This window comes from Sphingobium sp. (assembly GCF_032153725.1).
Taxonomy (GTDB): domain Bacteria; phylum Pseudomonadota; class Alphaproteobacteria; order Sphingomonadales; family Sphingomonadaceae; genus Sphingobium.
On sequence record NZ_JALDYQ010000071.1, the window covers coordinates 1 to 24,040 of the forward strand.

Below are 24,040 nucleotides of genomic sequence, written 5' to 3' on the forward strand. Positions count from 1 at the left end.
TCGTTCAGACGGCAGCACTCTACAATATAACCTACTTCAGTTCCAGGTGACTAGGGCACGCTGCGTTTAATCGGACGCAGGGCGCGCGCTCTAGTTCTTTGTTATTGCATCATTTTAAGCGCAAAACCGGTTCCCACTTTTGCGCACGATGCTCTAAATGAGGATGATGCGGGCCGGGCCTGCTATTGCGCCAGCGCCCGCGCGCACTCCCAATCGACCAGCCTGTCCACGCTGGCCGAACCCAGCGGCAGGCCCAGCCGCTGACGCATGTCGACGAGCAATTCGATACCGGCCCGGTCGGGCACCAGCGAGTCCGGCATGATTGCGACCAATATGTCCGCCGCCGGTGGAGGGAAGCCACCGGCGATGAGCGTCGCCTTCACCGCTGCGGGTTCCGCCCGCATGCGTTTCAGCGCACTGCGCATCAGGTCAAGCAGCCGGGCGATCGCGTCATATTTGGCCTTGAGCACCGAACGGCGCACGACCAGGCCCTGCCCCGGAATAGCCGGGTAGCTCATCTGGGCGTCGGCCAGCATGACAAGGCCCGCCTGTTCCGAAGCGCGGTCGAAGGGCGGGGCGATCAACGTCGCATCGCCGCCATCCGCAACCAGAGCCTCGAAGCGTTGCCCCACGCCGCCTGCGGGCGTCATGCGGTAGTCGCCCAACCGGATTCCGGCATCGAGCATCAGCGCCTGCAGGACCACGACGTAGCCATTCTCCGCCGAATCGACTAAAAGATTGCGTCCCTGGAGGTCCGCCAGCGAGCGGAACCCCTTCCGCGCAAAGACCTTCAGCAGGTTGGTGCGTTCCGTTTGGGCAAGAATGACGAAATCGTCCGGCCCGCCGCGGCAATTCCAACCAATGACGTTGTCCATCGCTGTAATGGCGAGATCACAGGCACCCGAACAAAGCGCGTCATATTGGTCGTCCGACGTCGTGGTCGTGAACGGTTCGGCCAGCAGGTCTGCCGGCCAGTCTGCGCTGGTCCTGCCGACCATCACCAGCGCGGATGTGATGAACCATGTAATCTTCAACATGCAACGTCCTTCCAGTCATCCTTATGCCACAACGAATATGTTAGACGTCTAACCGTTGCAAGGTGGATGTGGATCGAACTGCGTCTCTCCGCGTCCGGCACCCCGCTTGACAATAAAAAGTTAGATTTCTAATTATAAAGAAGCGGCGATGAGATTGCGCCGATTCATCTCGCGCCACGCAGAAAATCGGCAATCAGGAGAGGAAGATATGGGGATGATGGGACGGCGGATCGTGACAATGGCGCGCATATTGCTCTGCGGTGTTTCTGCTACCTGCCTCACTCCGGGGTCAGCTTTCGCGGGGGAAGCGAACACCGCAGCGCCCGAAGATGGGACGGCAGGCAAGAACGACATGCAGGGGCTGGATGAAATCGTGGTGACGGCACAGCGCCGTTCGGAGAGTCTTCAGCGCGCCGCGATCGCCATAACTGCCGTCACGTCCGACGAACTGACGCGCACCGGCATCGTGGACACGGCCGGCCTGACGAACGTCGCGCCTTCGCTTCAGATTTCCAACATCGGCGGGCCTGTCAACAATTTCTATCTGCGCGGCGTCGGCAATTTTGTCTCCAACAACCTCTCCGATCCGGCCATCGCGGTGAATATCGACGGCGTCTATATCGGCCGCCCGGGCGCGGTGCAGGGAATGTTTTTCGACCTGCAGCGGGTCGAAGTGCTGAAAGGTCCGCAGGGAACACTCTACGGGCGCAACGCCACGGGCGGCGCGATCAACATCATTTCGACCAAGCCGGTTCTGGGCGAGTTTTCGGGCTACGCCAATTTCGAATTGGGCAATTACGACGCACGCAAGGTGAATGGCGCGATCAACCTGCCGCTGGGAGAGAAAGCGGCTCTGCGCGTGGCCGGCCAGGTCGTCGATCGGGATGGCACCTACAGCGACGGGACGGGCGATGACAAGCAGCAGTCCGTTCGCGCCCAGCTTTCGGTGGAATTGTCCGATACGGTGCGCACCACCATCGGCGCCGACTATGCGCACCAGGGCGGACTTGGCGCGGGGGCGACGGTCAAGGGACTTGATCCCGACGATCGTATCGGCCTCAGCGATCCCAGGGCCCAGGCGGTTTATGCATCGTCGTTTGATTTTCTTGCAGGCGACACGCTGCATCCGCTCAGTCGAGACGTTTACAACCGGAACAATTATTGGGGCCTGTATCTGCAAGCGGACATCGACACCAGCCTTGGCCAACTGACGATCCTGCCCGCCTATCGCCGTTCCAGCATTGACTACCGCACGACGGCCACCGGCTTCTATTCCCCCTATATCGAAAAGACCGATCAGAATTCACTCGAAGTCCGTCTCGCTTCGAAGGAAGGCGCGCGGCTTGCCTATATTTTCGGTCTGTACGGATTTTCCGAGCGGAGTTCCGGGGACGCTGTCATTTCATTCCAGTATATCAACAATTATTTCAAATCCCGCACGAAGACCGACAGCTATGCCGCCTATGGCCGCCTGACATACTCGATCACTGACCAGTTTCGTTTGTCGGGTGGGCTGCGCTACACCATCGACGACAAATCGGCACGGATCAATCAGATCAACGCCACCGTGGTCTGCCCCGGTGTCTTCGTGCCGGCGCCTGCCGGTCCGCAATTCTGTTTTGGCGGTCCGATCCTGCCCAACACATATGGCTCCGAAGCCATGTTCTTCACGCCCGGCGGCACGATCATTCCGGTGCAGCCCTTCGGCGCCGGCGACATCGTGACGGCGGCCCAAAGCGCCGTGGATGCATCCAAGGTATTCCGCAAGCTGACCTACCGGGTCGGGGCCGAACTGGACGTATCGCGGGCATCGATGCTCTATGCCAGCTACGAGACGGGCTACAAGAGTGGCGGCTTCTTCGTCACGATCGACGATCCATCATTCAAGCCTGAGACGATTTCGGCGATCACGATCGGGTCCAAGAACCGCTTTTTCGGCAACCGCGTTCAGTTGAACATCGAAGCCTTCCGCTGGGACTACAAGAACCAGCAGGTTTCCCTGTTCCACACCAACAGCGTGGGCGGCGTCGATTTCGTGACGCAGAATGTCGGCAAGAGCCGCTTGCAGGGCATTGAGGTCGAGGGGCAGGCGCGGATCTTTGCCGGGACCACCCTGAACGCCACCGCCCAGTATCTTGACGCGAAGAACCGGCAATTCGTCTATTCCTCTGCGGCAGCCGCGGGCGCTCCGACCACCGGCTGTCCGGTCAGCGGCCCCGTAAGCGGCAACTACATCGTTGATTGCAGCGGAAAGCGTCCGTCCCAGGCCCCGGAGTGGACATATCAGTTCGGCATTGAGCAGCGGCTTCCGCTGGGCAATCTGGGCAGCCTGACCCTCAACGCCGACACGCGCTATCAGTCGAGCGTGTACACGGGGACGGAACTGCTGGACAAGCAAAAGGGATATTGGATGAGCAACCTGCAACTGTCATGGTCCTCGCCGGATGAGCGGTTCTCCGTGGCCGGCTTTGTCAACAACATCGAAAACAAAAATGTCGTCGGCTTCTCGCAGCCCAACCCGGCCGTATCGTCGCTGGTCGCCACGTCGCTGCGGTTGCCACGGATGTACGGCGTGCGCGTCGGCGCCAGCTTCTAGAGTCTGGTCCGCCATCCGCCCTGTCGCACGTGGCGGCGGATGGGCGGATGGCGACCCGTTCATTCCGGTTGAAGCGGGATGTGGAACAAAAGTGCGATCGGGGCGCCAGGCCATGACGCGCCATCTGCTGATCAAAGTTTGGAGAAATAGGAATGACCCGCGCTTGCCGTGAAAACACCGCCACGCTGAAGAATGGCTTGAAGAGCCATTATTATGAGTGGCCCGGCGATGGCCCGGCGCTGATTTTGCTGCATCCTTCGGCGGGCTATGCGCGAATCTGGGAATGGGTGGCGGAAGCGTTGGGAAACCGGTTTCATATTTTTGCTCCCGATCAGCGGGGACATGGACTTTCAGGCAGGCCGGACGGCGATTACTCGGCCCAGGAATACGCTCATGATCTCGAACTGTTCATGCAGGAACTGGGCATCGATCGCGCCATCGTGGTGGGGCATTCACTGGGGGGACGGGTCGCGCAGGTCTTTGCGGCGATGTACCCGGAGCGGATCCTGGCCTTGGGGCTGGTCAATGGACCGCATGTCTGCAATTTCCGTGTGACCAGAGCGGATGCCAAACTGGTTCTCCGGGTTGCGCAAATGACGACCGAATATCCCGAAGACTTCGCGTCGGAAGATGAAATCCGCGCTTTCTACAAGGGGCACAGGCCCTGGAATCACGAGGCGGACGAATTGCTGAACCATCGTATCGCGCACAATTTCCGTCGCCTTGAAACCGGGAGGATCATCCCGTTGCATGACGACGTGCGTGTCGCCCAAGGCTTGTCCCATATGCTCGACGATCTGAGTTCCTATGCCAGAGGGACGGAATGTCCGGTTTTGCTCATGCGGGCAAGCCGCAGCACGGCGAGCCGGGAGGAAATCGAGGAACTGTCCCGCTATTGGAAAGATGCACGGGTTATCGATCTGGACGGGGATTATGCCCTTCAGCTCGATAATCCCCAGGGCGTGGCACAGACAATCACCGAGTTCGCCCAGAATCTGGAACTCATCTAATCCGTGAAACATGCCTGGAACGGCGGATGTTTTGCCTTCCTGAAGTACGAACATCAAATCTTGAAGATGAAAGGGCAGTCATGGCAGTGCAGTTGCGCAATCCTGACCGGCTATATATTGCAGGCCAATGGGTGAGTTCTCTCGACGGTTCGCCCATAGAAGTGATTTCCCCGGACACGGAGGAAGTCGTGTTCCGGGTGGCGGGCGCTGGCCCGCGCGACATGGACAAGGCCGTCGATGCGGCGCGTGAGGCCTTCGATGGCGGCCCCTGGTCCACCATGCCCGTCTCCGATCGGCTGGCCATGCTGAAACGGATGGCCGATGCCCTCGACCGGCGCGAGGCCGAACTCGCCGCCGCCTGGTCGATGCAGATGGGCGGGCTGGCTGCGATGGCTGGTTTCGCGGCGCAGCGCGGGACGCAGAACCTGCGCGATGCGATCGCCGCCGGCGAACATTTCCCGTTTGATGTGCGCGTGGACAGCCCGTTCGCCGACGAGGCGCGGGTCATCCACGAGGCGGTGGGAGTCATCGCGGCGATCACGCCGTGGAACGTCCCCTACAAGCTGATGATGGCCAAGGTTTCTCCAGCCCTTGTCGCTGGTTGCACCGTGATCATGAAGCCCGCGCCCGAAACGCCGGTCGAGGCCTACATCATCGCGGAGTGCGCGGAAGAGGCGGGTTTGCCGCCCGGTGTCATCAACCTGGTTCCCTCGGACCGCGAAGCCGCCGACCATCTGATGCGCAATGCCAGGGTCGATAAGATCGCCTTCACCGGATCGACCGCCGTTGGGCGGCAGATCGCGCAGGTATGCGGCGAGAACATCCGGCGTTTCACGCTGGAACTGGGGGGCAAGTCCGCTGCCATCGTCCTGGATGACATGCCCGTGGCCGAGGCGGCGAAGATCCTGACCAGCACGATCGTCACCGTGAGCGGTCAGATTTGCGCCATGCTGACGCGCGCCATCGTGTCACGCCACCGTTATGATGAATTGGCTGCGGCCATCGCAGAGGAAATGAAGCAGGTCCGTATCGGCCATTCGGACGATCCGCAAGCCCAGATGGGGCCGCTCGCCTCGGCGCGTCAGCGTGAGCGGGTCGAACATTATATTGCCGTGGGCGTGGCTGAAGGCGCGACCGTCCTGACCGGCGGCAAGCGGCCCGCGGAGCCCGGTCGCGGCTTCTTCTTCGAGCCGACGCTGTTCACCGGCGTGACCAACGATATGACGATCGCGCGCGAGGAGATCTTCGGCCCGGTGCTCTGCCTGATCGCCTGCGAGGATGTCGAGGACGCCGTCAGGATAGCGAATGATACGATCTACGGCCTCAACGCGTCGGTCCTGACTCATGATTCGGCAGCGGCGGCCGCGATCGCCAGGAAGCTGCGGACGGGAACCTTCGCCCAGAACGGGCTGCGGACCGATTTCTCGCTGCCTTGGGGGGGCTTCAAACAGTCGGGGATTGGGCGTGAAGGCGGCGAGAAGGGCCTGCTCAGCTATCTCGAGACGAAGACCGTGTTGCTGGACGCCGTGGCGGGATGACGGCGCTGTCCAAAACAGGAAACCGAAGAGGGTTCTGATATGCAGAAATTCGTCGTGATGTATCCGCGCCAACCCGACATGGAGGCTTTCAAGGCCTATTATGTTGAAAAACATATTCCGCTGGCCCGCAAGATTCCGGGCCTTCAGGCCTTGCGCTACAGTTTCGACCCGCAGACGCTGGCGGGTGAAGCGCAGTTCGCATGCATTTTCGAAGGGGACTTCGCGGACGCGCAGGCGCTCGGCGCCGGCATGAGCTCTCCGGAGGGCGAAAGGGTGGCGGCCGATGTGGTGAACTTCGCGCGGGTTCCTCCATTGATCGTTCACTATTCGATCGCGGAAGAAGCCGGATAAGCGGTAGCGAAGAGTTTCGACTGTCCATGGGGGGCTTTACCTGCTTCCGCAGGCGCATGCGGAAGCAGACTCTGACAAGCTTATGCTGGAGGCCGTGATATGAAAAGTCGCTCGCAATCCGTTCAGGAAAGCCTGCCGCCGGAGGGAAAATTCGGTGTCGCGGCAAAGCCGCGCGCATCGATGCGCCGCGGTACGATCACCGACTGGCTCGGTCGCCTGACATTCTCGGGCCGCAATCTGGGCCGTCTTCTCCCCTTCGGAGCGCAAGGTAAAGGGCATGCTTTCGTTCCCACGGCGCCAGCGTTGATTGAACTCGCCGACGCCCTCCTGTCGGTTCGCGGCGAAGCTTCTGGCGTTGCCATCGCGACCAGCCTGCTGCAACTCTACGAAGACGCGGACATTGCCGTGAAGAAAGAGTTTTTCGTCTCTCTCGCCACGCGGTTCAATCCCGACGAGCAGACGCTGATAGAGTGTTGGGATCAGTACCGCGCCAAAGGCTCCGTTGCATTGCCCGCGCTGGCCCGGGCAGTCGAGCCGCCGCGTCAGGAACTGTTTCGCAGGCTCAATCTGGCGCCGAACGGCACGGCCGCGCTGGTCCGGATGCGCGCCGACCTTCTGTCCATAATGACCCGCGAGGCCCCGTCGCTCGATATGGTGGACTGGGATTTGAACCACCTGCTGCAATCATGGTTCAACCGCGGCTTCCTCACCATGCGATCGATCGACTGGTCATCGCCTGCCAGCCTGCTGGAACGGATCATCCGTTACGAGGCCGTCCACGATATCAAGAGCTGGTCCGACCTGCGTGGCAGGCTCGATCCTGAGGATCGACGCTGCTACGCCTTTTTCCACCCGGGCATGGTGGACGAGCCGCTGATCTTCGTCGAGGTGGCCCTGACGACGGACATGCCGGACAGCATTCAGGCTGTGCTCGACCCCGACCGGCCGATGCTCGCCGCGGCCGATGCGACAACGGCCACCTTCTATTCGATCAGCAATTGCCAGCCCGGCCTGCGCGGTATTTCCTTCGGCCATTTCCTGATCAAGCAGGTGGCGGCCGACCTGAAGCGGGAACTGCCGAACCTTGACTGTTTCGTGACGCTTTCCCCCGTTCCGGGTCTGATGAATTGGCTGGACAAGGCGATGACCGATCCCGTGGACCGCGCGAGGCTGGAACCCTTGCGCCTGTCCGATCAACCGGACGAAAGCGACGCAGACGAAATGCGCGCCTTCCTGTTGAGGCACGCCGCCAACTATTTCCTCGAAGCGAAGGACGCTTCCGGCAGGCCCCGCGACCCTGTCGCACGCTTCCATCTTGGCAATGGCGCGCGGTTGGAACGCATGAACTGGCACGGGGACGTGTCGGACAAGGGATTGAAGCAAAGCGCCGGTCTGATGGTCAATTATCTCTACGATCTGTCCCTGATCGAAAAACACCATGAAGCCTATGCGAACCGCGGAGAAATCGCCACGGGCACTCCGTTCAGGAAAGCAGCCAGGGCGTTTGCAACAGATGAACAGCGACAGGACAACTGAACGATGGCCAATCTCTACGCACAGCTTGCCAGCCGCTTCCCCCGCGACCGCAGCAGGACATTCGCGTCATCGCCGGGCGCCACCACGCTGAGCTATGCGGATCTGGAACGCATTTCCGGCCAATATGCCAATTTATTGGTCGATCTTGGTGTAACCCCCGGCGATCGCGTAGCGGTGCAGGTACCCAAGAGCCTCGACATGCTGATGCTCTATCTGGGCTGCCTGCGTGCGGGTGCGATCTTTCTTCCGCTCAACACCGCCTATACCGCTGGCGAGCTCGCCTATTTCATGGCGGACGCCCAGCCAGCCCTGTTCGTGTGCGACCCCGCGCAGGCCGATGCGATCCGCGTGCTGGCGGACGAGGCCGGCGTGCCGAAGGTAGAGACTATGGGGTCGCGGGGAGAGGGTTCGCTCCCCCTCGCGGCCGCCGACCGGCCGGGCGGATTCGAAACCCGCAATGCCGACGACGACGACATCGCCGCCATTTTGTACACCTCGGGCACGACGGGGCGCTCCAAGGGGGCGATGCTCAGCCACGGCAATCTGGCATCGAACTGTCAGACCCTGTGCGAACACTGGCGCTTCACCGATGGCGACACGCTTCTCCATGCCTTGCCGATCTTCCACACGCATGGCCTGTTCGTGGCGACCAACGTGGTGCTGAGCGCTGGCGCGCAGATGATCTTCCTGCCCGGCTTCGACGTCGAGCAGGTGCTTGCCGCGCTCCCGCAGGCCACCACGATGATGGGCGTGCCGACCTTCTACATCCGCTTGCTCAAGGAAGAGCGGTTCACCCGCGATCTGGTTTCGCACATGCGCCTGTTCATTTCGGGATCGGCGCCGCTCTCCGCCGACATTCACCGTGCGTTCCGCGAACGCACCGGGCACGCCATCCTTGAGCGGTACGGCATGACCGAAACCAATATGAACACGTCCAATCCCTATGACGGCGACCGGCTTCCCGGCACCGTCGGGCTGCCGCTTCCCGGCGTGACGATCCGGATCGCCGATCCCGAGACGGGCGCGGTTCTGCCGCAGGGAGAGATCGGCGTGATCGAGATTCGCGGCCCCAATGTGTTCAAGGGCTATTGGAAAATGCCGGAGAAGACCGAGGCGGAATTCCGCAACGGCTTCTTCATTTCGGGCGATCTGGGGTTCATCGACGCGGCCGGTTATGTGTCCATCGTCGGCCGTGCCAAGGATCTCATCATCTCGGGTGGCTACAACATCTACCCGGCGGAGGTGGAAACCGCGCTGGACGAACTGCCCCAGGTGCGCGAATCCGCCGTGGTGGGCGTACCCCATCCCGACATGGGGGAAGGCGTCGTCGGCGTGGTGGTGCCGGCCAGCGCCGATTTCGCGGATAGCGCCGCCATCACCGGGGCGCTGGCCGACAAGCTCGCCCGCTTCAAACAGCCGCGCCACATCGTCTTTGTCGAGGAACTGCCGAAGAATGGCATGGGCAAGGTGCAGAAGACCGTCCTGCGCGAACAGCTGGCCCAGCTGTTCCAGTAAGGACCGGGCGGCACCCTGACGCCAGGGCGTCACGGTGCTCGCGCTTATCGGTTTGGCCAGCGATCAGGCCGTGCCGAGCAGGGCATCCCGGTGTTCGATCAGCCACTCGCTTAGCGTCCTGGGCTTGCGGCCCAGCATGCGCTCGACGAAATCATTGCGCGCCCAGACGACTTCATTCTGCTCGTCATATTCGAAAAAGTCCCACAGCATCTGGGTTCTGGGCCCCAGATGCGCATATTCGGCGAAAAATGCCTCCTTCGAACCATCATAAGCGATCGGTTCCCCCCACGCCTGCGACATCAATGCGGCCACTTCGTGAAAGCGCAGAATGTCATGGTTGTTGTTAAGGGTGTGGAATTGGCCGATGTGGCGGTGATTGTCCGATAGGAACAGGCGTGCGGCGACTTCGCCGACCTCGACCGGATCGATCCAGGGAATCAGCCGCTCCGGCCAGATCAGCTTGCGTTCGCGTTGCAACGCCCGATCCGTGCCGAACCGGAAGAAATTGTCCATATAGGTCGCGCCGCTGTTGAGATAGGTGACGGGCAGGAAGCTGTCGTCGAGCATCTTCTTGGCGATCGCATGCTGGAGAGGCAGCATCATGCGATCGAGATGCGCGGGAATGCGATGATTATTGGCCTCCGGTTGCAGACCCAGGAGGCGGATCACCTGAATCAGGCCGGGATTCCCCTTGAGCGCCTCGATCAGATTGCCCATCGCAATCGTCTCGTCGGTTCCCGCCGTCGCGATGACGAAAATGCCTTCCATGCCCTCCACCGCCGCGCGCAGAGAGTCGAGGTCGTAATAATCGGCCACGACCACCTCGGCATCGGGATGGGCCAGACGCAGTTTTTCGGCCTTTCCGGGCTTGCTCGATGCGAGCCGCAGGCGGATTCCCGGAGCCGCTCCGGCAAGGAACGCGGCCAAAGGGCCGCCGATGCGGTCCGCCGCGCCGAAAATGAGGATCGAGGCAGGAATGGGCTTGCGATTATCGGGCAAGGCTTTCGTTCCTTCTTGATATGTCATGCGAAAGCGCATCGCGCTTGTAGAAAGGCCCGGCCGCCCCGACACAAATGGTCACCATGGTTTGTCGAGCAGCCGATAGGTTTCCACCCCGATCCGCATCGTTTCGCCATCGCTCGGTTCCGACGATTGCTCGATTCTGGAAAGAGCCAGGGTGTTGTCGTAGACCATCTTCACGCGCGGCCAGCGGCGTTCGCTGTAGGCGGCGAACGCGCTTTCGATGCTGTCGCGCGTTTCCAGTTCCTCCAGCAACACGACGACATCCTCGATCGCCATGCCGGCCCCGCTGGTGAGCTGGGGGGTCGGGACATGGGCGGAGTCGCCCACAAGCACGACCCGGCCGCTATACCATGGCTGCGGCATGAGCATGACGTTGAACCAGCGGAAGCTGACATGACGGTCCGGACCGATTTCCGCGGCGGCCTGCCGCAACTCGGGCGCCGAATAGGACCTCATGCGCTCGCGCAGCATGTCATGCAGATCCTCTTCGGCGAAACGGAACGGCTCGGAAGAATTCTCAAGGATGAAAAGATAGGCCTTGTCTGCCGATAAAGGCAGATAGCCGACCGGGCGCTGCGTGGGGGAACGGAACAGGGTGAAGCCGCCGAGAGTGGCGGGGCGCGGTATCGTGTAACGCCACACGCCCTGCCCGTTGAAAGTCGGCCTGGTTTCCTCGCCGAAGACGGCAATGCGGGTTGCGGACTGGACGCCGTCGGCTGCCACCAGCAGGTCGCTGCGCCGCTGGCTGCCGTCCGACAGCGTCACCGTGACCCCGTCGCCGTCCTGTTCGATGGTTTCGACCGTCGTCTGGTAGCGAATGCTGACGCCCGCTTCGCGATTGGCGTCGGCCAATATGTCGGCAAGGTCCGTGCGCATGATTCCCAGCGCCTTGGGAAGGTCCTCATCAGGGGACCAGGGCAGTGGCTGCTGGGCCAACAGGGCGCCGTCCTCATTGCGAATCTGCATGTCGCCCCAGGCAAACCCATGGGCCAGGCAGGCATCGGCCACCCCAAGCGCCTTCAGCCCGCGAAGGGCGTTTGCCTGTAGATTGATTCCGGTCCCGAGCTGGTCTTCGCGACGCCCCTTTTCGATCACGACGACGTCGGCGCCCCGGCGGGCCATGGAAGCAGCCAACAGCAATCCGCTGATGCCCGCGCCGACGATCGTAACCCTATCCACCTTAGCCATATCGTTACCCTCCTGACCAATTGCCGGCTTCGATCCAAGGCTGTCCTCACAGCCCTGGATCGTGCCGCTCTGAAAAATCCTGTTCATTCACGCCGGGACCGTGCCCCGCCTGGGTTGGTCGCGATCATCGGATCGTTGCAAATGTCATGATCGCGGCTCCCGGTAATGCTGCGCGCATAGGGGGAGAGTACGAAATCCACGGAAATTCAAAGAATGCAGACGGTTGGCAGCGCCCAGATCCAGTTCGAATTCACCAAATCGTGCCAGTATCTGCTCGAAGGCGATGCGCATTTCGAGCCGGGCGAGCGACGAGCCCATGCAATGATGGACGCCGGTGCTGAACCCCATATGTCGCTGTGCTTCGCGCCGCACGAGGAAGGCATCGGGATTGTGGAAATGACGCTCGTCGTGATTGGCTGAAGACAGCAGGATCATCACGCGCGAGTCGGCCGGAATGGTCACGCCGTGCAGTTCCACGTCCCGCGTCGTCTGCCGGCCGAACGCCATCGTGCTCACGTCGTGGCGCACGCCTTCCTCGATCATCTGGGGGATCAGCGAAGGGTCCTCCAGCACAAGCCGGCGCTGATCGGGCGCGCGGTAAAGGCTGAGCATGATGTTGCTCATCTGATGCGCCGTGGACGAAAATCCAGCGCCCAGGATCGAGCCGCAGGTGACTGCGATGTCCTCGTCATCGACGCTGACGCCGTTTTCCTCCGCCTTGAGGAAATCGGTCAACATGTCGTCGCGGGGATTGCGCCGGCGGTCGGCAACCAGATCGCGCATGAAGGCAAAGACCTCGCCCAGTCCGCGGCCGTCCGGGAACTCGTCCGTCGGGGCCAGACCCTCATCGACCGCCACCCTCAGTTCCTCGAGGCTTTCGACAGGCACGCCGATCAGCGATCCGATGACGCCGCCGGTCAACGGCGCGGCAAATTGCGTCACGAAGTCGAAGCCGGCCGGATCGATGCGATCGAGCAAGTCGTCGACCAGTTGCGCGATCCGCTGTTCATGCGCCCTGACCCGTTTGGGGGTGTAACCGGTGCCGATCGAGCGGCGCATCGCGTCATGCCGCGGCGGATCACAGGTCGCCATCGTCCGGCCGACCCGAGCGGGGTCCTCGTAGATCAGATTCCCCTTGGCCGACGAGAAGGTCTTCCAATCGAACATCGCCGCCTCGACGTCGGCGAATCGCGACAGAACCCAGAAGGGTTCATTGCGCAGGCGATAGACCGGCGCCTCATCCCGAAGCCGGCGAAACGCCGCAAAGGGGTCGTCCACCGTGGCCGGATCGCGCGGATCGTAGAGATCGGCACCTCCGCTGGTCGATTGAAGCTCCTTTCCCTGCATTTTATCCTCTTCCGCACGCAAAAATTAGAGTGGCCAAATTACGATTAGATATCTAATCATATCGCGTCAAGTCGCACAGCGGAGCTTGGCTGCTTTATTGACACTACTGGCATAATGCTTGTATTGTCATTTTTTAAGAAACGCGCGCCGCCGGCTGCATGATCTGGCAAGGGGCGCGACGAAGGAGCGAGGGGTTAGCGATGGTCGACGCGCACAATAGGCCGGATGAAACGCTGCGTGGCTACATGGTTGAACCGGGCGGTTCCATCAACGGCGGGATCGAACTGCGCACCAAGGCCATCTCGCTCGCCAAGGCGACGGCCCAGTCGACCGGAGGCGCTATGAGCGTGTTCGAGATCGGCGTGCGTCGCGGCCGTCCGCCTCACGTCCATCAGCATCAGGATGAAGGTCTTTATGTCATTTCCGGACGGCTCGGCATTCGCATCGGCGAAGATGCCTTCGATGCCCCGGCAGGGAGCTTCCTGTTCCTGCCCAAGCAGATATCGCATCGTTTCTGGGCGGAAGAAGACGATACCCGGATTCTACTGTTCACGACGCCGGGCGGGGTCGAGATATTCGAGGGCGCGCATCTGGCCGCGGAAACCCCCGAAGAACGGGCAGCGATCAGCGAAACGCACGGTATCAGCTTCGTGCTGGACGCCGAAGAGCGTGCTCTGCCGAGGGAGGCGCTGGTGGAGCGCTGCCGTCTATACGGTATTTCGTTGCCGGAGGGTCTGGACGATGCTCCCTGACGCCTCCGGGCGACCAATCGTGCAAAGGTCCGTTACCATATGGCGGTTGTCTGTATCGGCTCGCCGCCTGCAATCCGATGCAGTTTTCGCGACATCATGCTCTGGCGGACCGTCGCCTGTTTCCACTCCGACCATATAAATAAAATACAAGGACATTGCCAATGAGCGACATCATCAGCGAACTGCCCTCTCATCTCCGCCCGGTGCGCCGCATCGTCACCGGAGAGGACAGCGAAGGCCGCTCGATCATCGTTTCCGACGGGCCGACGCCCAATGTCATGCATGTCAGGGGACTGCCCAATGGCGGCCAGGTCGTCTGGGCCACTGGCGAAGCTGCGGCGCCCGGCGACGACCCGGCGCCCGCGGGCCATGGTTTCGGTTTCCATTCCGAAGGCGGCTCGATCCTGCGTGTTGCCGATTTTGCGCCCGACGAGCTGATGGATAGCGCGCGTCTCAAGGAATTCCTGAACAAGAGCGAAGTGGCCGGCGAGGAACCGAAACGGCACTTCTGGTTCCACAAAACGCCGACGCTCGATTATGCGATTGTGCTCGAAGGCGAGATTTACGCGATGATGGATGTCGGGGAAACGCTGATGCGTCCGGGCGATGTTCTGATCCAGCGCGCTACGAGCCATGCCTGGGCGAACCGGTCCGACAAGTTCTGCCGGATGCTCTTCGTGCTCCTTGCGCTTCCCGACGAAGCGGCCAGGTGAGGGCTCGATCCATCTTCCTTTCCTCAGCCTCGCTGGCCTGAGCCGCGGGGCGTCACGAGTCTTACGAGCAAAATGAACCAGAAGATCGCAGAGACGAGCACGATCCGGGAGGAGCTGCGCCGGGGGCGGCGGGTTATCGCCGGCTCCTTCTTCGGCGTGGCCGCATGCTATGCCTCGGTCTATTTCTATTCCGCCGGGCTTTTCATCAAGCCGCTTGCCGACACTTTCGGGTGGTCGCGCGCCGAAGCCTCGCTTGGTCCTCTTGCAGGGGTGATCGGGGCCATTATTGCTCTGCCGTTCGCGGGCAGCCTGATCGACAGGTTCGGGGCGCTCCGCGTGGCGCTGTTTTCAATCGTGGGTTTCAGCGCGAGCCTCGCTCTGCTCGGTCTGTTTACCCAGAACCTGACAAGCTATCTGCTGCTTATAGGGTTGATGACGGCGCTCGCCACGGGGTCCAATTTCATACCCTATAACCGGATCATCGTTCACAACTTCAAAAAGGCCAGAGGCATAGCCCTGGGGCTGGCTCTTACGGGAACCGGCATCGGTGGGGCCCTCGTTCCGGTTTTCATGGCCCCCTATATCGCCGAAGCAGGTTGGCGCGCGGCCTTTTACGTGCTGGCGGCGATGGCGCTGTGCCTGGGCCTTTTTGCCATGGTCATTCTAAGGGGCACGGAAGGAGATGCGCCGCCCGAGAGCGGAGCGCGCGTGGCCCTGTCCGAAATCGTCACGAACAAGGCGTTTCTTTCCATCAGCGCCCTCATTTGCCTCGTTTCCACAGCGGTGCCGGGAACGACCCTGCATCTCGTGCCGATGATGACCGATCGTGGCATGGATGTGGCTACGGCCGGCGCGATCGCCTCTGCCTTCGGCATTTCCGTCATGTTGGCCCGGCTGGTGACGGGCTATCTGCTGGATCGCTGGAATGCCGGCATTGTCACAGCGGTGCTGCTCGTCCTTGTCGCGCTCGGCATGGCTCTTCTCTCCAGCGGATCGCTGCTGTTGCTGATCCTGGGAGCGCTGCTGGTCGGCTTCGGGCTGGGCACGGAAGGGGATCTGACGGCCTATCTCATCGGCCGCCGCTTCCCAGTGGAACAGTTCGGACGCGCCTATAGCTCACTGCTGGCGATACATGCCGCAGCGAGCGCCGTGGGCGGCTATGCCGCTGGACGCCTGTACGACACCGCTCATAGCTACACGCTTTGGCTGAGTTTGGCGGGGATGGCCCTGCTGGGAGCCGCGGCTCTTGCCTTCGCAACGGAGCGGCGCGCCGTCGGGTCGATCCAGCAAGAACCCGTTCGGCAGGCCGCGTAGTCGCCCGCCGAGGGGAGAGGGGCGGCGGATTGATCGCGCCACCGCCCCCTGTCCTTTCAGGCCGGGCGAAGCTTCGCGCGCAGCTGTTCGCGATGTTCGCGAATCCAGCCGCGCACCGTATTCGGTTTGCGGCCAAGCGTTCTTTCCAGGAAGTCGTTGAGTACCCACGCCACGTCATTGGCGTCTTCATACCGGAAGAAGTTCCAGAGATATTCCGGCATGCCTTCGCGCACCTTGCCTGCCCTGACCGCCGGTTCGAGGAGCGCGAAAAGGCCTTCCTTGCTCGAATCATGCTCGATATCGATGAGCAGTTCCTCGCTCATGATCCTCACCATTTCGCCCATGGTGATGTAATCGCTTCCGTTGTTGAGCGTCTGGAACTGGTGGATATGACGGGCATTGTCGCTCAACAATATCCTGGCCGCGGCCTCGCCGATTTCCCTGGGATCGATCATCGGCACCCGGCGATCCGGCCAGGTCACCTTGCCCGGCGAGAGCATTTCGAAACGGGGACGCAGGAAATTGTCCAGAAAACTCGCGCCGAGATTGAAGAACGTGACCGGCAGGTCGGAATCCTCGAGAATCCGCCGCGCGATGGGGTGCTGGACTTCGAGCCCCATGCCCATCTGCACAAGCTCGGCCGGAATGCGCCGGGGGTTCATATGCGGGAAGATGCCGAGGGTCCGGATCATGTGAACGAGGCTGCCCGAACGCTTGAGCGCGTCGACCAGATTGGTCATGGCCACTTCTTCGCGCGTGCCGTTCGGGGGAACGACGAACAGCCCTTCAAGACCGTCGACGGCTTTGGTCAGGCCGGGCAGATCGTAGAAATCGCCGATCGCCACCTCGCAATCGGGAAAGGCCTGCTGAAGACCGGCAACCGATCCGGGATTGCTCGTCATCAGGCGCAGCCGGGTTCCGGGCGCGTTGTAACGCAGCCAGCGGGCCATCGGCGTACCGATATGCCCGGTGGCGCCGAAAATCCCGATGGATGCTGGAATCTTCTTGGTAAACTCAGTCATCTCTCATCCTCCTCAGCCTGGCCGCCCTGGCAGTGCCGCACGCGCCCCTCACCGCCTCTTGAACAGGGCCTCGAATGCGGGCGTGCGCTTGAGGCGCTTGAACGTGTCGATGCTGACCCCGTTCGTGACGCGCATCCTGCCCGGCTCGCGAAGATGCGCATAGCGCTCGCGGAATTCACCATCGAGGCCATGGGTCAATCCTTGCGGCAGATGCATGAAAATCTCTCCCGGCTCGCCCATATTGTTGCGGAAGAAGATCGCCTCGTCCGTATCCACGTTGCGGTGGCGGGTGGGGAGTTCCTCTGCTTCGGGATCGGAGACGACCTGCATCGGCAGGAAGGTGACGCACAGGAAGGTCCGCGCTTCGAAGACCGACCAGGAGGACGGCGCCAGGTGCAGGCGCTCCGAAGTGATTGGGCGGATATCGCGCACGTTGATCTTGATCGGGAACAGGTCCCCCTTCCAGCCGACGAGGTCGAAGGGCAGGTGGTCATAAAAGGCGGAACTGAACCCGCCCTCGTGCTTCATGCGCACTTCCCATTCCTTCTGGTGCGGCCAGTCATATTGCGTGAGTTCGGGCGCGAAGACGACGGTGGGGTCGAACGGCGCGTGCCGACCCACCTGCCGGTGCTCGGTGAAGCCGATGGGATCGGTGGACTCGACGATCATCGCCAGCATCGGGCTGGAGGGCATCACGCGATAGCTGATCGCCTTGGGGATCAGCACGAAGTCGCCGGGCTCATAAGGCACGTCGCCGAACTCGGTCGCGATAACGCCTTCGCCCTTATGGATGAAATAGAGCGTATCCGCATCCATGTGCCTGAAGAGGAACGGCATGGCCTCGCTGCGACGACTGATGAGGATTTCGATCTCGTCGCTGTAGAGAAGCGACAGAGGCATGCCGTCCGCCACCTGCCCGTCGTCGGGTTGCATGGGGTCCACCGACGTGATCGCCACGGCCATGTCGCCCTCGACCCGGGAGGGATTTCCGGTGGCACGGCCGTGGTACATCATGGCCGCAACGCCAAAGAAGCTGTCGCGGCTGACATGCTCTTCATGCAGATCGCTGACATTGACGCGGGCCTGCGGGGTAGTGCGGCCTCTGGCCACATGAATCCAAGAATTCTGCATTTTTCAGCCCTCGTTCCCATTTCCGATCGATGTCGCGCATTTGTCCGGGCCCGCATGGCGCGACCCGGTCCACCGCCGCTTCATCCATATATGCCGATATTAGCGATATGCCAGTAATGTCAATTATTATGTCCGCCGACACGGCCTTTCCCATCACGATTTGCAGGACGGCTTGTATCGGAAGTCAAGATTATGCATGTACATGCGCAACGCCCATCATGTCATTTTCGACCGGCATGGCTGGGCACGGTTCCGGATAATGGAGAGCAGGAATATGCGAAGTGCTGAGGGCGCGAGGGAAGTGGTCGCCTCCGCGCGAAGGCGCAATGTCAGCGATATCGTCCGGTTGCAGGCGCAAAGATCGCCGGACAAGATCGCGCTGGTCTATGAGGGTTTCCGTGATACCTTCGCCGGCCTGGACGCCCTCATCGACCGGGCTGCCAATGCCTTGCTGGCCAAAGGGTTGCGGCGTGGCGACCGGGTGGCGCTCTTTTCGCACAACAACAGGTCGTTCGTGTTGTTGCGCTTTGCGATCATTCGCGCCGGCGGCATTTTCACGCCCATCAACTTCATGCTCAACGCGACGGAAGTCGGCTATATCCTGGAGCATTCAGGCGCCTCGATGATCGTTGCCGAGGATTCGCTGTGCGAGGTCTGCGAGGCTGCTTTCGCCGGGATGCAATCTCCTCCCGCGATCCGGGCCTATCTGCGCCATGACGGCACCGCCGTTTCCGACGGCTGGCTTTGCGCCGATGAATGGCTCGACCATCCCGACAGCACGCCCGTAGAGCCGATGACCGACGAGGATGATCCCGTCCAGATGATCTATACCAGCGGCACGGAATCGCGGCCGAAGGGAGCCTTGCTGTCATCGCGCGCATTGATCGCCCAATATGTCAGCTGCATCGTCGACGGCGGGATGGATGCGGCTGACGTCGAATTGCACTGTTTGCCGCTTTATCATTGCGCGCAGCTCGACTGCTTCCTCAGCGTGGATCTCTACATCGGCGCGACAAGTATCGTGCTGCGCAGTCCCGATCCCGCGGCGATCCTCGAAACGATTGAGGCGGAACGCGTCACCAAGCTGTTCTGCCCGCCGACCATCTGGATCGCGCTTCTGCGCCATCCTGATTTCGACAGGCGCGATCTCTCCTCGCTGGTGAAGGGCTATTACGGCGCCTCGATCATGCCGACCGCGATCATCGGGGAACTGCTCGAACGCCTGCCCTCGCTCCGGCTCTGGAATCTCTATGGCCAGACCGAGCTGGCTCCCGTCGCGACGATCCTGAAGCCCGAGGACCAGTTGACCAAGCTGGGATCGGCCGGAAAGCCCGTGATCAACGTCGAAACGCGGATCGTGGATGACGACGATGCCGACGTCGCGCCGGGCGAAGTCGGCGAAATCGTCCACCGCAGCCCGCAGGCGATGCTCGGCTATTATCGCGACGAGGAAAAGACGGCCGACGCCTTCCGCAACGGCTGGTTCCACAGCGGCGATCTCGGCCGGTTCGATGAGGACGGCTATCTCTATATCGTCGATCGCAAGAAGGACATGATCAAGTCGGGCGGAGAGAACATCTCCAGCCGTGAGATCGAAGAGGTACTCTTCGGCAATTCGAAGGTTGCCGAAGCCGCCGTCTTTGGCGTGCCGCATGAACATTGGGTGGAGGCGGTTGCCGCCGCGATTGTTCCCCGCTCAGGCGAACGGCTCGATGAAAGCGAGCTGGCGCAGTTCTGCCGGGACAGGCTCGCAGGTTACAAGCGACCCAAATATTTCTTCTTTCTCGAGAAACTTCCGAAGAATGCCAGCGGGAAGGTGCTCAAGCGCGAATTGAAGGTGATGCTGAACTGTTGAGCATCGTGCGCAAGAAAGAGGGAACCGGTTTTACGCAAATGCGATCGCTTCTTCCATGCTTGGACAGAGGAAATGCCGTTGAGCAATTCCTCTGTCCGATGGTGCTTCCGGATTTGGGACACGCCGTATCGCGGCCTGGCTTGGATTTTCGCGGAGGGACGAAAATCATTCCCACTCGATCGTGCCCGGCGGCTTTGAGGTGTAATCGTAGACCACGCGGTTGATGCCCTTCACCTCATTGATGATCCGCGTCGCCACGCGGCTGAGGAAGGCGGCATCGAAAGGATAGATGTCGGCCGTCATGCCGTCGGTCGACGTCACCGCCCGCAGCGCGCAGACCGAATCATAGGTGCGATGGTCGCCCATCACGCCCACTGTCCGCACCGGCAGCAGCACCGCGAAGGCCTGCCAGATCGCGTCGTAAAGCCCGGCGTTGCGGATTTCCTCAAGATAAATGGCATCCGCCTTGCGCAATATGTCGCAGCGGTCCTTGGCAACTTCGCCCGGAATGCGGATGGCGAGGCCCGGGCCGGGGAAGGGGTGGCGGCCCACGAAAATCTCCGGCAGGCCGAGTTCGCGGCCCAGTACGCGCACCTCATCCTTGAACAGCTCGCGCAATGGCTCGACCAGCTTCATGTTCATGCGCTCGGGCAGGCCGCCGACATTATGGTGCGACTTGATCGTCACCGACGGGCCGCCGGTGAAGCTGACGCTCTCGATCACGTCCGGGTAAAGCGTTCCCTGGGCCAGAAAGTCCGCGCCGCCGATCTTCGCCGCCTCTTCCTCGAACACGGCGATGAACTCGCCGCCGATGAACTTGCGCTTCTTTTCCGGGTCGGTGAGGCCTGCAAGGCCGCCCAGGAAGCGGTCCTCGGCGTTCACATGGACCAGCTTGATGCCATAATGTTCGCGGAAAAGGCTGACGACCTGCTCCGCCTCGCCCAGCCGCATCAGGCCATGGTCGACGAACACGCAGGTCAGCTGGTCGCCAATGGCTTCATGGATCAGCACGGCGGCGACCGCGCTGTCGACGCCGCCCGAAAGTCCGCAGATCACCCGGCCCTCACCGACCTGCGCCCGGATATCCGCAATCTTGGTCGCGCGGAATTCAGCCATGGTCCAGTCGCCCGCAAGGCCGCAGACATGACGGACGAAATTGGCAAGCAGCCTGGCGCCGTCAGGCGTGTGGACGACTTCGGGGTGGAACTGCGTTGCGTAGAAGCGCTTTTCCTCGTTCGCGGTGATCGCATAGGGCGCGCCCTCGCTGACTGCCACCACCTCGAAGCCCGGCGCCAGCTGCGTCACCTTGTCGCCATGGCTCATCCAGACCTGATGGCGTTCGCCCTCCGTCCAGAGGCCGTCGAACAGCGCGCAGGCCTTCTTGACTTCAATGAAGGCACGGCCGAATTCGCCGCTCTCGCCGCCTTCGACATTGCCGCCCAGCTGCTGCATCATCGTCTGCTGGCCATAGCATATGCCCAGGATCGGAATGCCCGCCTCGAAGAAATGGTGCGGCACGCGCGGCGAATCTTCCCACATCACTGAGGAAGGGCCGCCCGACAGGATGATGCCCTTGGGCTTCAGCCGTTCATATGCCTCGGCAGCGGCGTTGAAGGGCGCGATCTCGGAATAGACGCCCGCTTCGCGTACGCGGCGCGCGATGAGCTGTGTCACCTGGCTGCCGAAGTCCACGATAAGGATGGAATCCTGAAGGGGCAGCGTCATCGAATCGCCTTTGCTAGTCCGGAAGTGGGTTTGGGGATGCGCGCCCGGTTAGAGCGCTTGGGGCTCCTTGTCCAGCGATGGCGCGTCCCCGCCCCGTCCCGCAATCCATCCCAGGAGCGCTCCGCCCGCCAATACGGCCGCGGCAATCACGAAAGCGCTGCCGATGAAGGGCAGCAGTGGCTGGGCGCCGACCGACAGGGAATAGATCGCCCCGAAGAACAGCGGCGACAAAATGCCCGCGATCGACCCGACGCTGTTGTTCGCGCCCTGCAACTGGCCCTGTTCGGATTCCGATACGCGCTGGGTCATCAGCGACTGGATGGTCGGCATGGCGAGGCCCCAAAGCGCATTGGGGAACATGGCGGCCACGAACAGCCAGCCCGTCGGCGCCAATCCCATGGCGAGAATGCCGACCGCGCCGAATGACAGGCCGATCACCATCGTCGTCCGGTCGCCCAGCCGCTTCGCCACTGGCCCCACCAGCAGCCCCTGCACGCCCATGTCCATCAGGCCGACCAGCGCAAGCAGCGTTCCCACCTGCCACGCCCCCCAGCCATAGCGGTCGCCCGCATAGAGGACGAAAACGGCGGAGAAGAGGTGATGCGCGAAATAGAGCAGGAAATTGACGATGGCGAGGCTCGACAGTGTCGGATGCGAGCGCAACAATCGCAGCGCGCCGAAGGGATTGGCCCGCTTCCACGAAAATTCCATCCGTTTGTCGGCGGTGAGCGATTCCGGCAATATGAACAGCCCATAGATAAAGGCCAGCCCCGACAGGCCCGCCGCCGCCCAGAAAGGCGCGCGCAGCGAAATCTCGCCCAACAGCCCCCCCAGCAACGGTCCCGCCACGAACCCGCCGCTGAACGCTGCCCCGATCAGCCCATAGCCCCGCGCCCGGCCTTCGGGCGGGGTAATGTCGGCCATATAGGCAAAGGTCGAAGTAAAGCTGGAGGAGGTCACCCCGGCCAGCATCCGTCCCACCGCCAGCCACCAGAGATTGGGCGCAAGCGCCATCAGCATGAAATCGAGCGCCAGCCCCGCGATCGAGATCAGGATCACCGGCCGCCGCCCGAACCGGTCGGAAAGCGACCCGATGACCGGCGAGCAGATGAATTGCATCGCCGCCCAGAGCGCGACGAACAGCCCGTTCCACATCCCCGCCGCCGCGTTCGAGCGGGCGAGGGTTTCGATGAGCTGCGGCAGGACGGGAATGATGATCCCCATCGACATGACGTCGAGCAGCGCCGTCACCAGGATGAAGGCGATGGCAGCCGCATGGCGATGGGATGGGCGGGCGGACATGAAAAAAGGGGAACTCCTGCGCGGCGTTCCCGCCTAAAGCCTGGTCATGCTCATGCCAAGCCTTGCCAGCCGGGCAGGGGGCCGATGCGAAAGCTCCACATCCAGAGCAGGGCGGAAAGGCCGCAGGCGATCCACAGGGCATGCAGGTCCATCAGTGCGAACAAATAGCTCCCGGCAACCGCCCCCGCGACCAGTCCCATCCAGAGCAGCAGATAGGGCAGCCAGCCCAGCGCGGGTCCGCCGCTCAGCGCCGTCGCCAGTTGCTGGCCCAGCTTCACCAGCGCGCCGGTCATGTAGGTGACGCCGATGCTGACCTCGCCATCGCGCTGGAAGGCATTGTTCACCACGCCCATCGCCGCCGCCATCAACAGCGTCAGCCCTTTGCCCGGCGCCGGGCCCAGGCTCAGCAATGCGCCGCCCATCAGCAAGGCGGTCGTCAGCCCCAGTACCGCCTGTTTGCGCCAGCGCCCCGCCCTGCGTGCCGTCAATGCCCCCATCATGACGCCGCCCACGAAGGCGGCGATCAGCCCTGCTGCGGTCCATGCGACGGCTGAATGGGTGGCGAGGCCAACGCCCAGCCGGGTGGAATTGCCGCTCATGAAAGACACGAACAAGCCGCCCAGCTTCAGAAAGCCCAGCGCATCGATCAATCCGGCTTGAGCCGCCAGTCCAATGGCGAGCATGTGTCGGGAAAGGGCGTAGCGGCGCATGCCCTGCTCTTATGCAAGGCGGTAGGCAGCGCCAAGATGATAATCATCGCCTATCGTATGGCGCGATCCCGGAAGGTGACGTCCATGATCCGGCCGTTCTGCACCGAGCAGGAGAAGTGCCGCGACGTGCCGTCCTGCGCGCGCCAGCCGGAGCGGATCACGACATCGCCCTCCACATCATAGCCATCGTCGGTTTCACGGGGTTCCTGCACCTGACGGACCTCGGCATAGCCGCCGTCGCGTTCGGCTTCGTCGCGGGCGGCCAGGGCGCAACTGGTGATTGCCTCCTCACCTGCCTGATCGGCGGGGGTGGCATCGGATCGATCGTCCTGCCGGCCATGGCGTTCGGTTTGGGAAGGCGAACCGGCTCGGTCC

At 62.1% G+C, this 24,040-nt stretch carries 19 protein-coding genes and 1 pseudogene; 10 read left to right on the forward strand and 10 right to left on the reverse strand.

Annotation, left to right across the window (positions count from 1 at the left end):
* Positions 1 to 182: 182 nt before the first annotated feature.
* Positions 183 to 1,037, reverse strand: coding sequence for an ABC transporter substrate-binding protein (locus RUH75_RS18905; RefSeq protein WP_313808717.1), 855 nt, complete (start codon positions 1,035 to 1,037; stop codon positions 183 to 185).
* A gap of 208 nt (positions 1,038 to 1,245) precedes the next feature.
* Here RUH75_RS18905 and RUH75_RS18910 point away from each other — a divergent pair, with 208 nt between their 5' ends.
* The 6 genes from RUH75_RS18910 to RUH75_RS18935 all read left to right on the forward strand — a co-directional run bounded on the left by RUH75_RS18910 (position 1,246) and on the right by RUH75_RS18935 (position 9,583).
* The gene (locus RUH75_RS18910) at positions 1,246 to 3,633 is read left to right on the forward strand and encodes a TonB-dependent receptor domain-containing protein (protein ID WP_313808719.1); all 2,388 of its coding nucleotides are present in this window, start codon (positions 1,246 to 1,248) and stop codon (positions 3,631 to 3,633) included.
* Between the two features lie 152 nt (positions 3,634 to 3,785).
* Positions 3,786 to 4,643 carry an alpha/beta hydrolase gene (locus tag RUH75_RS18915; protein ID WP_313808721.1) on the forward strand — a complete coding sequence of 286 codons (858 nt, stop codon included), beginning with the start codon at positions 3,786 to 3,788 and terminating at the stop codon, positions 4,641 to 4,643.
* A gap of 80 nt (positions 4,644 to 4,723) precedes the next feature.
* Positions 4,724 to 6,181, forward strand: coding sequence for an aldehyde dehydrogenase (locus RUH75_RS18920; RefSeq protein ID WP_313808723.1), 1,458 nt, complete (start codon positions 4,724 to 4,726; stop codon positions 6,179 to 6,181).
* A 39-nt stretch (positions 6,182 to 6,220) separates the two neighbouring features.
* Positions 6,221 to 6,532, forward strand: coding sequence for an EthD family reductase (locus RUH75_RS18925; RefSeq protein ID WP_313808725.1), 312 nt, complete (start codon positions 6,221 to 6,223; stop codon positions 6,530 to 6,532).
* A 99-nt stretch (positions 6,533 to 6,631) separates the two neighbouring features.
* A complete protein-coding gene (locus RUH75_RS18930; protein ID WP_313808727.1) occupies positions 6,632 to 8,068 on the forward strand; it encodes a malonyl-CoA decarboxylase in 1,437 nt (478 codons plus the stop codon).
* 3 nt (positions 8,069 to 8,071) lie between these two features.
* Positions 8,072 to 9,583, forward strand: a complete 1,512-nt coding sequence (locus tag RUH75_RS18935; protein WP_313808729.1) for a malonyl-CoA synthase — start codon at positions 8,072 to 8,074, stop codon at positions 9,581 to 9,583.
* Positions 9,584 to 9,646: 63 nt separating this feature from the next.
* Here RUH75_RS18935 and RUH75_RS18940 read toward each other — a convergent pair whose 3' ends face one another.
* The 3 genes from RUH75_RS18940 to RUH75_RS18950 all read right to left on the reverse strand — a co-directional run bounded on the left by RUH75_RS18940 (position 9,647) and on the right by RUH75_RS18950 (position 13,141).
* Positions 9,647 to 10,582: an NmrA family NAD(P)-binding protein gene (locus tag RUH75_RS18940; RefSeq protein ID WP_313808730.1), complete on the reverse strand. Its 936-nt coding sequence runs from the start codon at positions 10,580 to 10,582 to the stop codon at positions 9,647 to 9,649.
* 78 nt (positions 10,583 to 10,660) lie between these two features.
* Positions 10,661 to 11,794, reverse strand: coding sequence for an FAD-dependent oxidoreductase (locus tag RUH75_RS18945; protein ID WP_313808731.1), 1,134 nt, complete (start codon positions 11,792 to 11,794; stop codon positions 10,661 to 10,663).
* A 144-nt stretch (positions 11,795 to 11,938) separates the two neighbouring features.
* Positions 11,939 to 13,141: a cytochrome P450 gene (locus RUH75_RS18950; RefSeq protein WP_313808733.1), complete on the reverse strand. Its 1,203-nt coding sequence runs from the start codon at positions 13,139 to 13,141 to the stop codon at positions 11,939 to 11,941.
* Between the two features lie 200 nt (positions 13,142 to 13,341).
* On the opposite strand from RUH75_RS18950, the gene RUH75_RS18955 reads away from it, so the two are divergent.
* From RUH75_RS18955 to RUH75_RS18965, 3 genes are all read left to right on the forward strand, one after another.
* Complete coding sequence (locus tag RUH75_RS18955) at positions 13,342 to 13,893, forward strand: cupin domain-containing protein (protein WP_313808735.1); 552 nt, start codon at positions 13,342 to 13,344, stop codon at positions 13,891 to 13,893.
* A 161-nt stretch (positions 13,894 to 14,054) separates the two neighbouring features.
* On the forward strand, positions 14,055 to 14,606 hold the full coding sequence (locus tag RUH75_RS18960; RefSeq protein ID WP_313808737.1) for a cupin domain-containing protein: 552 nt from the start codon (positions 14,055 to 14,057) through the stop codon (positions 14,604 to 14,606).
* Between the two features lie 72 nt (positions 14,607 to 14,678).
* Complete coding sequence (locus RUH75_RS18965) at positions 14,679 to 15,920, forward strand: MFS transporter (protein WP_313808739.1); 1,242 nt, start codon at positions 14,679 to 14,681, stop codon at positions 15,918 to 15,920.
* Positions 15,921 to 15,976: 56 nt separating this feature from the next.
* Here RUH75_RS18965 and RUH75_RS18970 read toward each other — a convergent pair whose 3' ends face one another.
* Together RUH75_RS18970 and RUH75_RS18975 are read right to left on the reverse strand one after the other, a co-directional pair.
* Entirely contained in the window at positions 15,977 to 16,942 is a 966-nt protein-coding gene (locus tag RUH75_RS18970; RefSeq protein ID WP_313808741.1) for an NmrA family NAD(P)-binding protein, read from the reverse strand.
* Between the two features lie 48 nt (positions 16,943 to 16,990).
* Positions 16,991 to 18,052, reverse strand: a complete 1,062-nt coding sequence (locus tag RUH75_RS18975) for a homogentisate 1,2-dioxygenase (protein ID WP_313808742.1) — start codon at positions 18,050 to 18,052, stop codon at positions 16,991 to 16,993.
* Between the two features lie 295 nt (positions 18,053 to 18,347).
* On the opposite strand from RUH75_RS18975, the gene RUH75_RS18980 reads away from it, so the two are divergent.
* The gene (locus RUH75_RS18980) at positions 18,348 to 19,928 is read left to right on the forward strand and encodes a fatty acyl-CoA synthetase (protein ID WP_313808743.1); all 1,581 of its coding nucleotides are present in this window, start codon (positions 18,348 to 18,350) and stop codon (positions 19,926 to 19,928) included.
* 165 nt (positions 19,929 to 20,093) lie between these two features.
* Here the strand turns inward: RUH75_RS18980 and guaA are convergent, their stop codons facing one another.
* The 4 genes and pseudogenes from guaA to RUH75_RS19000 all read right to left on the reverse strand — a co-directional run.
* A complete protein-coding gene (guaA, locus tag RUH75_RS18985; protein ID WP_313808744.1) occupies positions 20,094 to 21,653 on the reverse strand; it encodes a glutamine-hydrolyzing GMP synthase in 1,560 nt (519 codons plus the stop codon).
* A gap of 48 nt (positions 21,654 to 21,701) precedes the next feature.
* Positions 21,702 to 22,955, reverse strand: a complete 1,254-nt coding sequence (locus tag RUH75_RS18990) for a TCR/Tet family MFS transporter (protein WP_313808746.1) — start codon at positions 22,953 to 22,955, stop codon at positions 21,702 to 21,704.
* Positions 22,956 to 23,005: 50 nt separating this feature from the next.
* On the reverse strand, positions 23,006 to 23,665 hold the full coding sequence (locus RUH75_RS18995; protein WP_313808748.1) for a YoaK family protein: 660 nt from the start codon (positions 23,663 to 23,665) through the stop codon (positions 23,006 to 23,008).
* Positions 23,666 to 23,715: 50 nt separating this feature from the next.
* Positions 23,716 to 24,040: pseudogene (locus tag RUH75_RS19000) on the reverse strand (hypothetical protein); the annotation flags it as partial.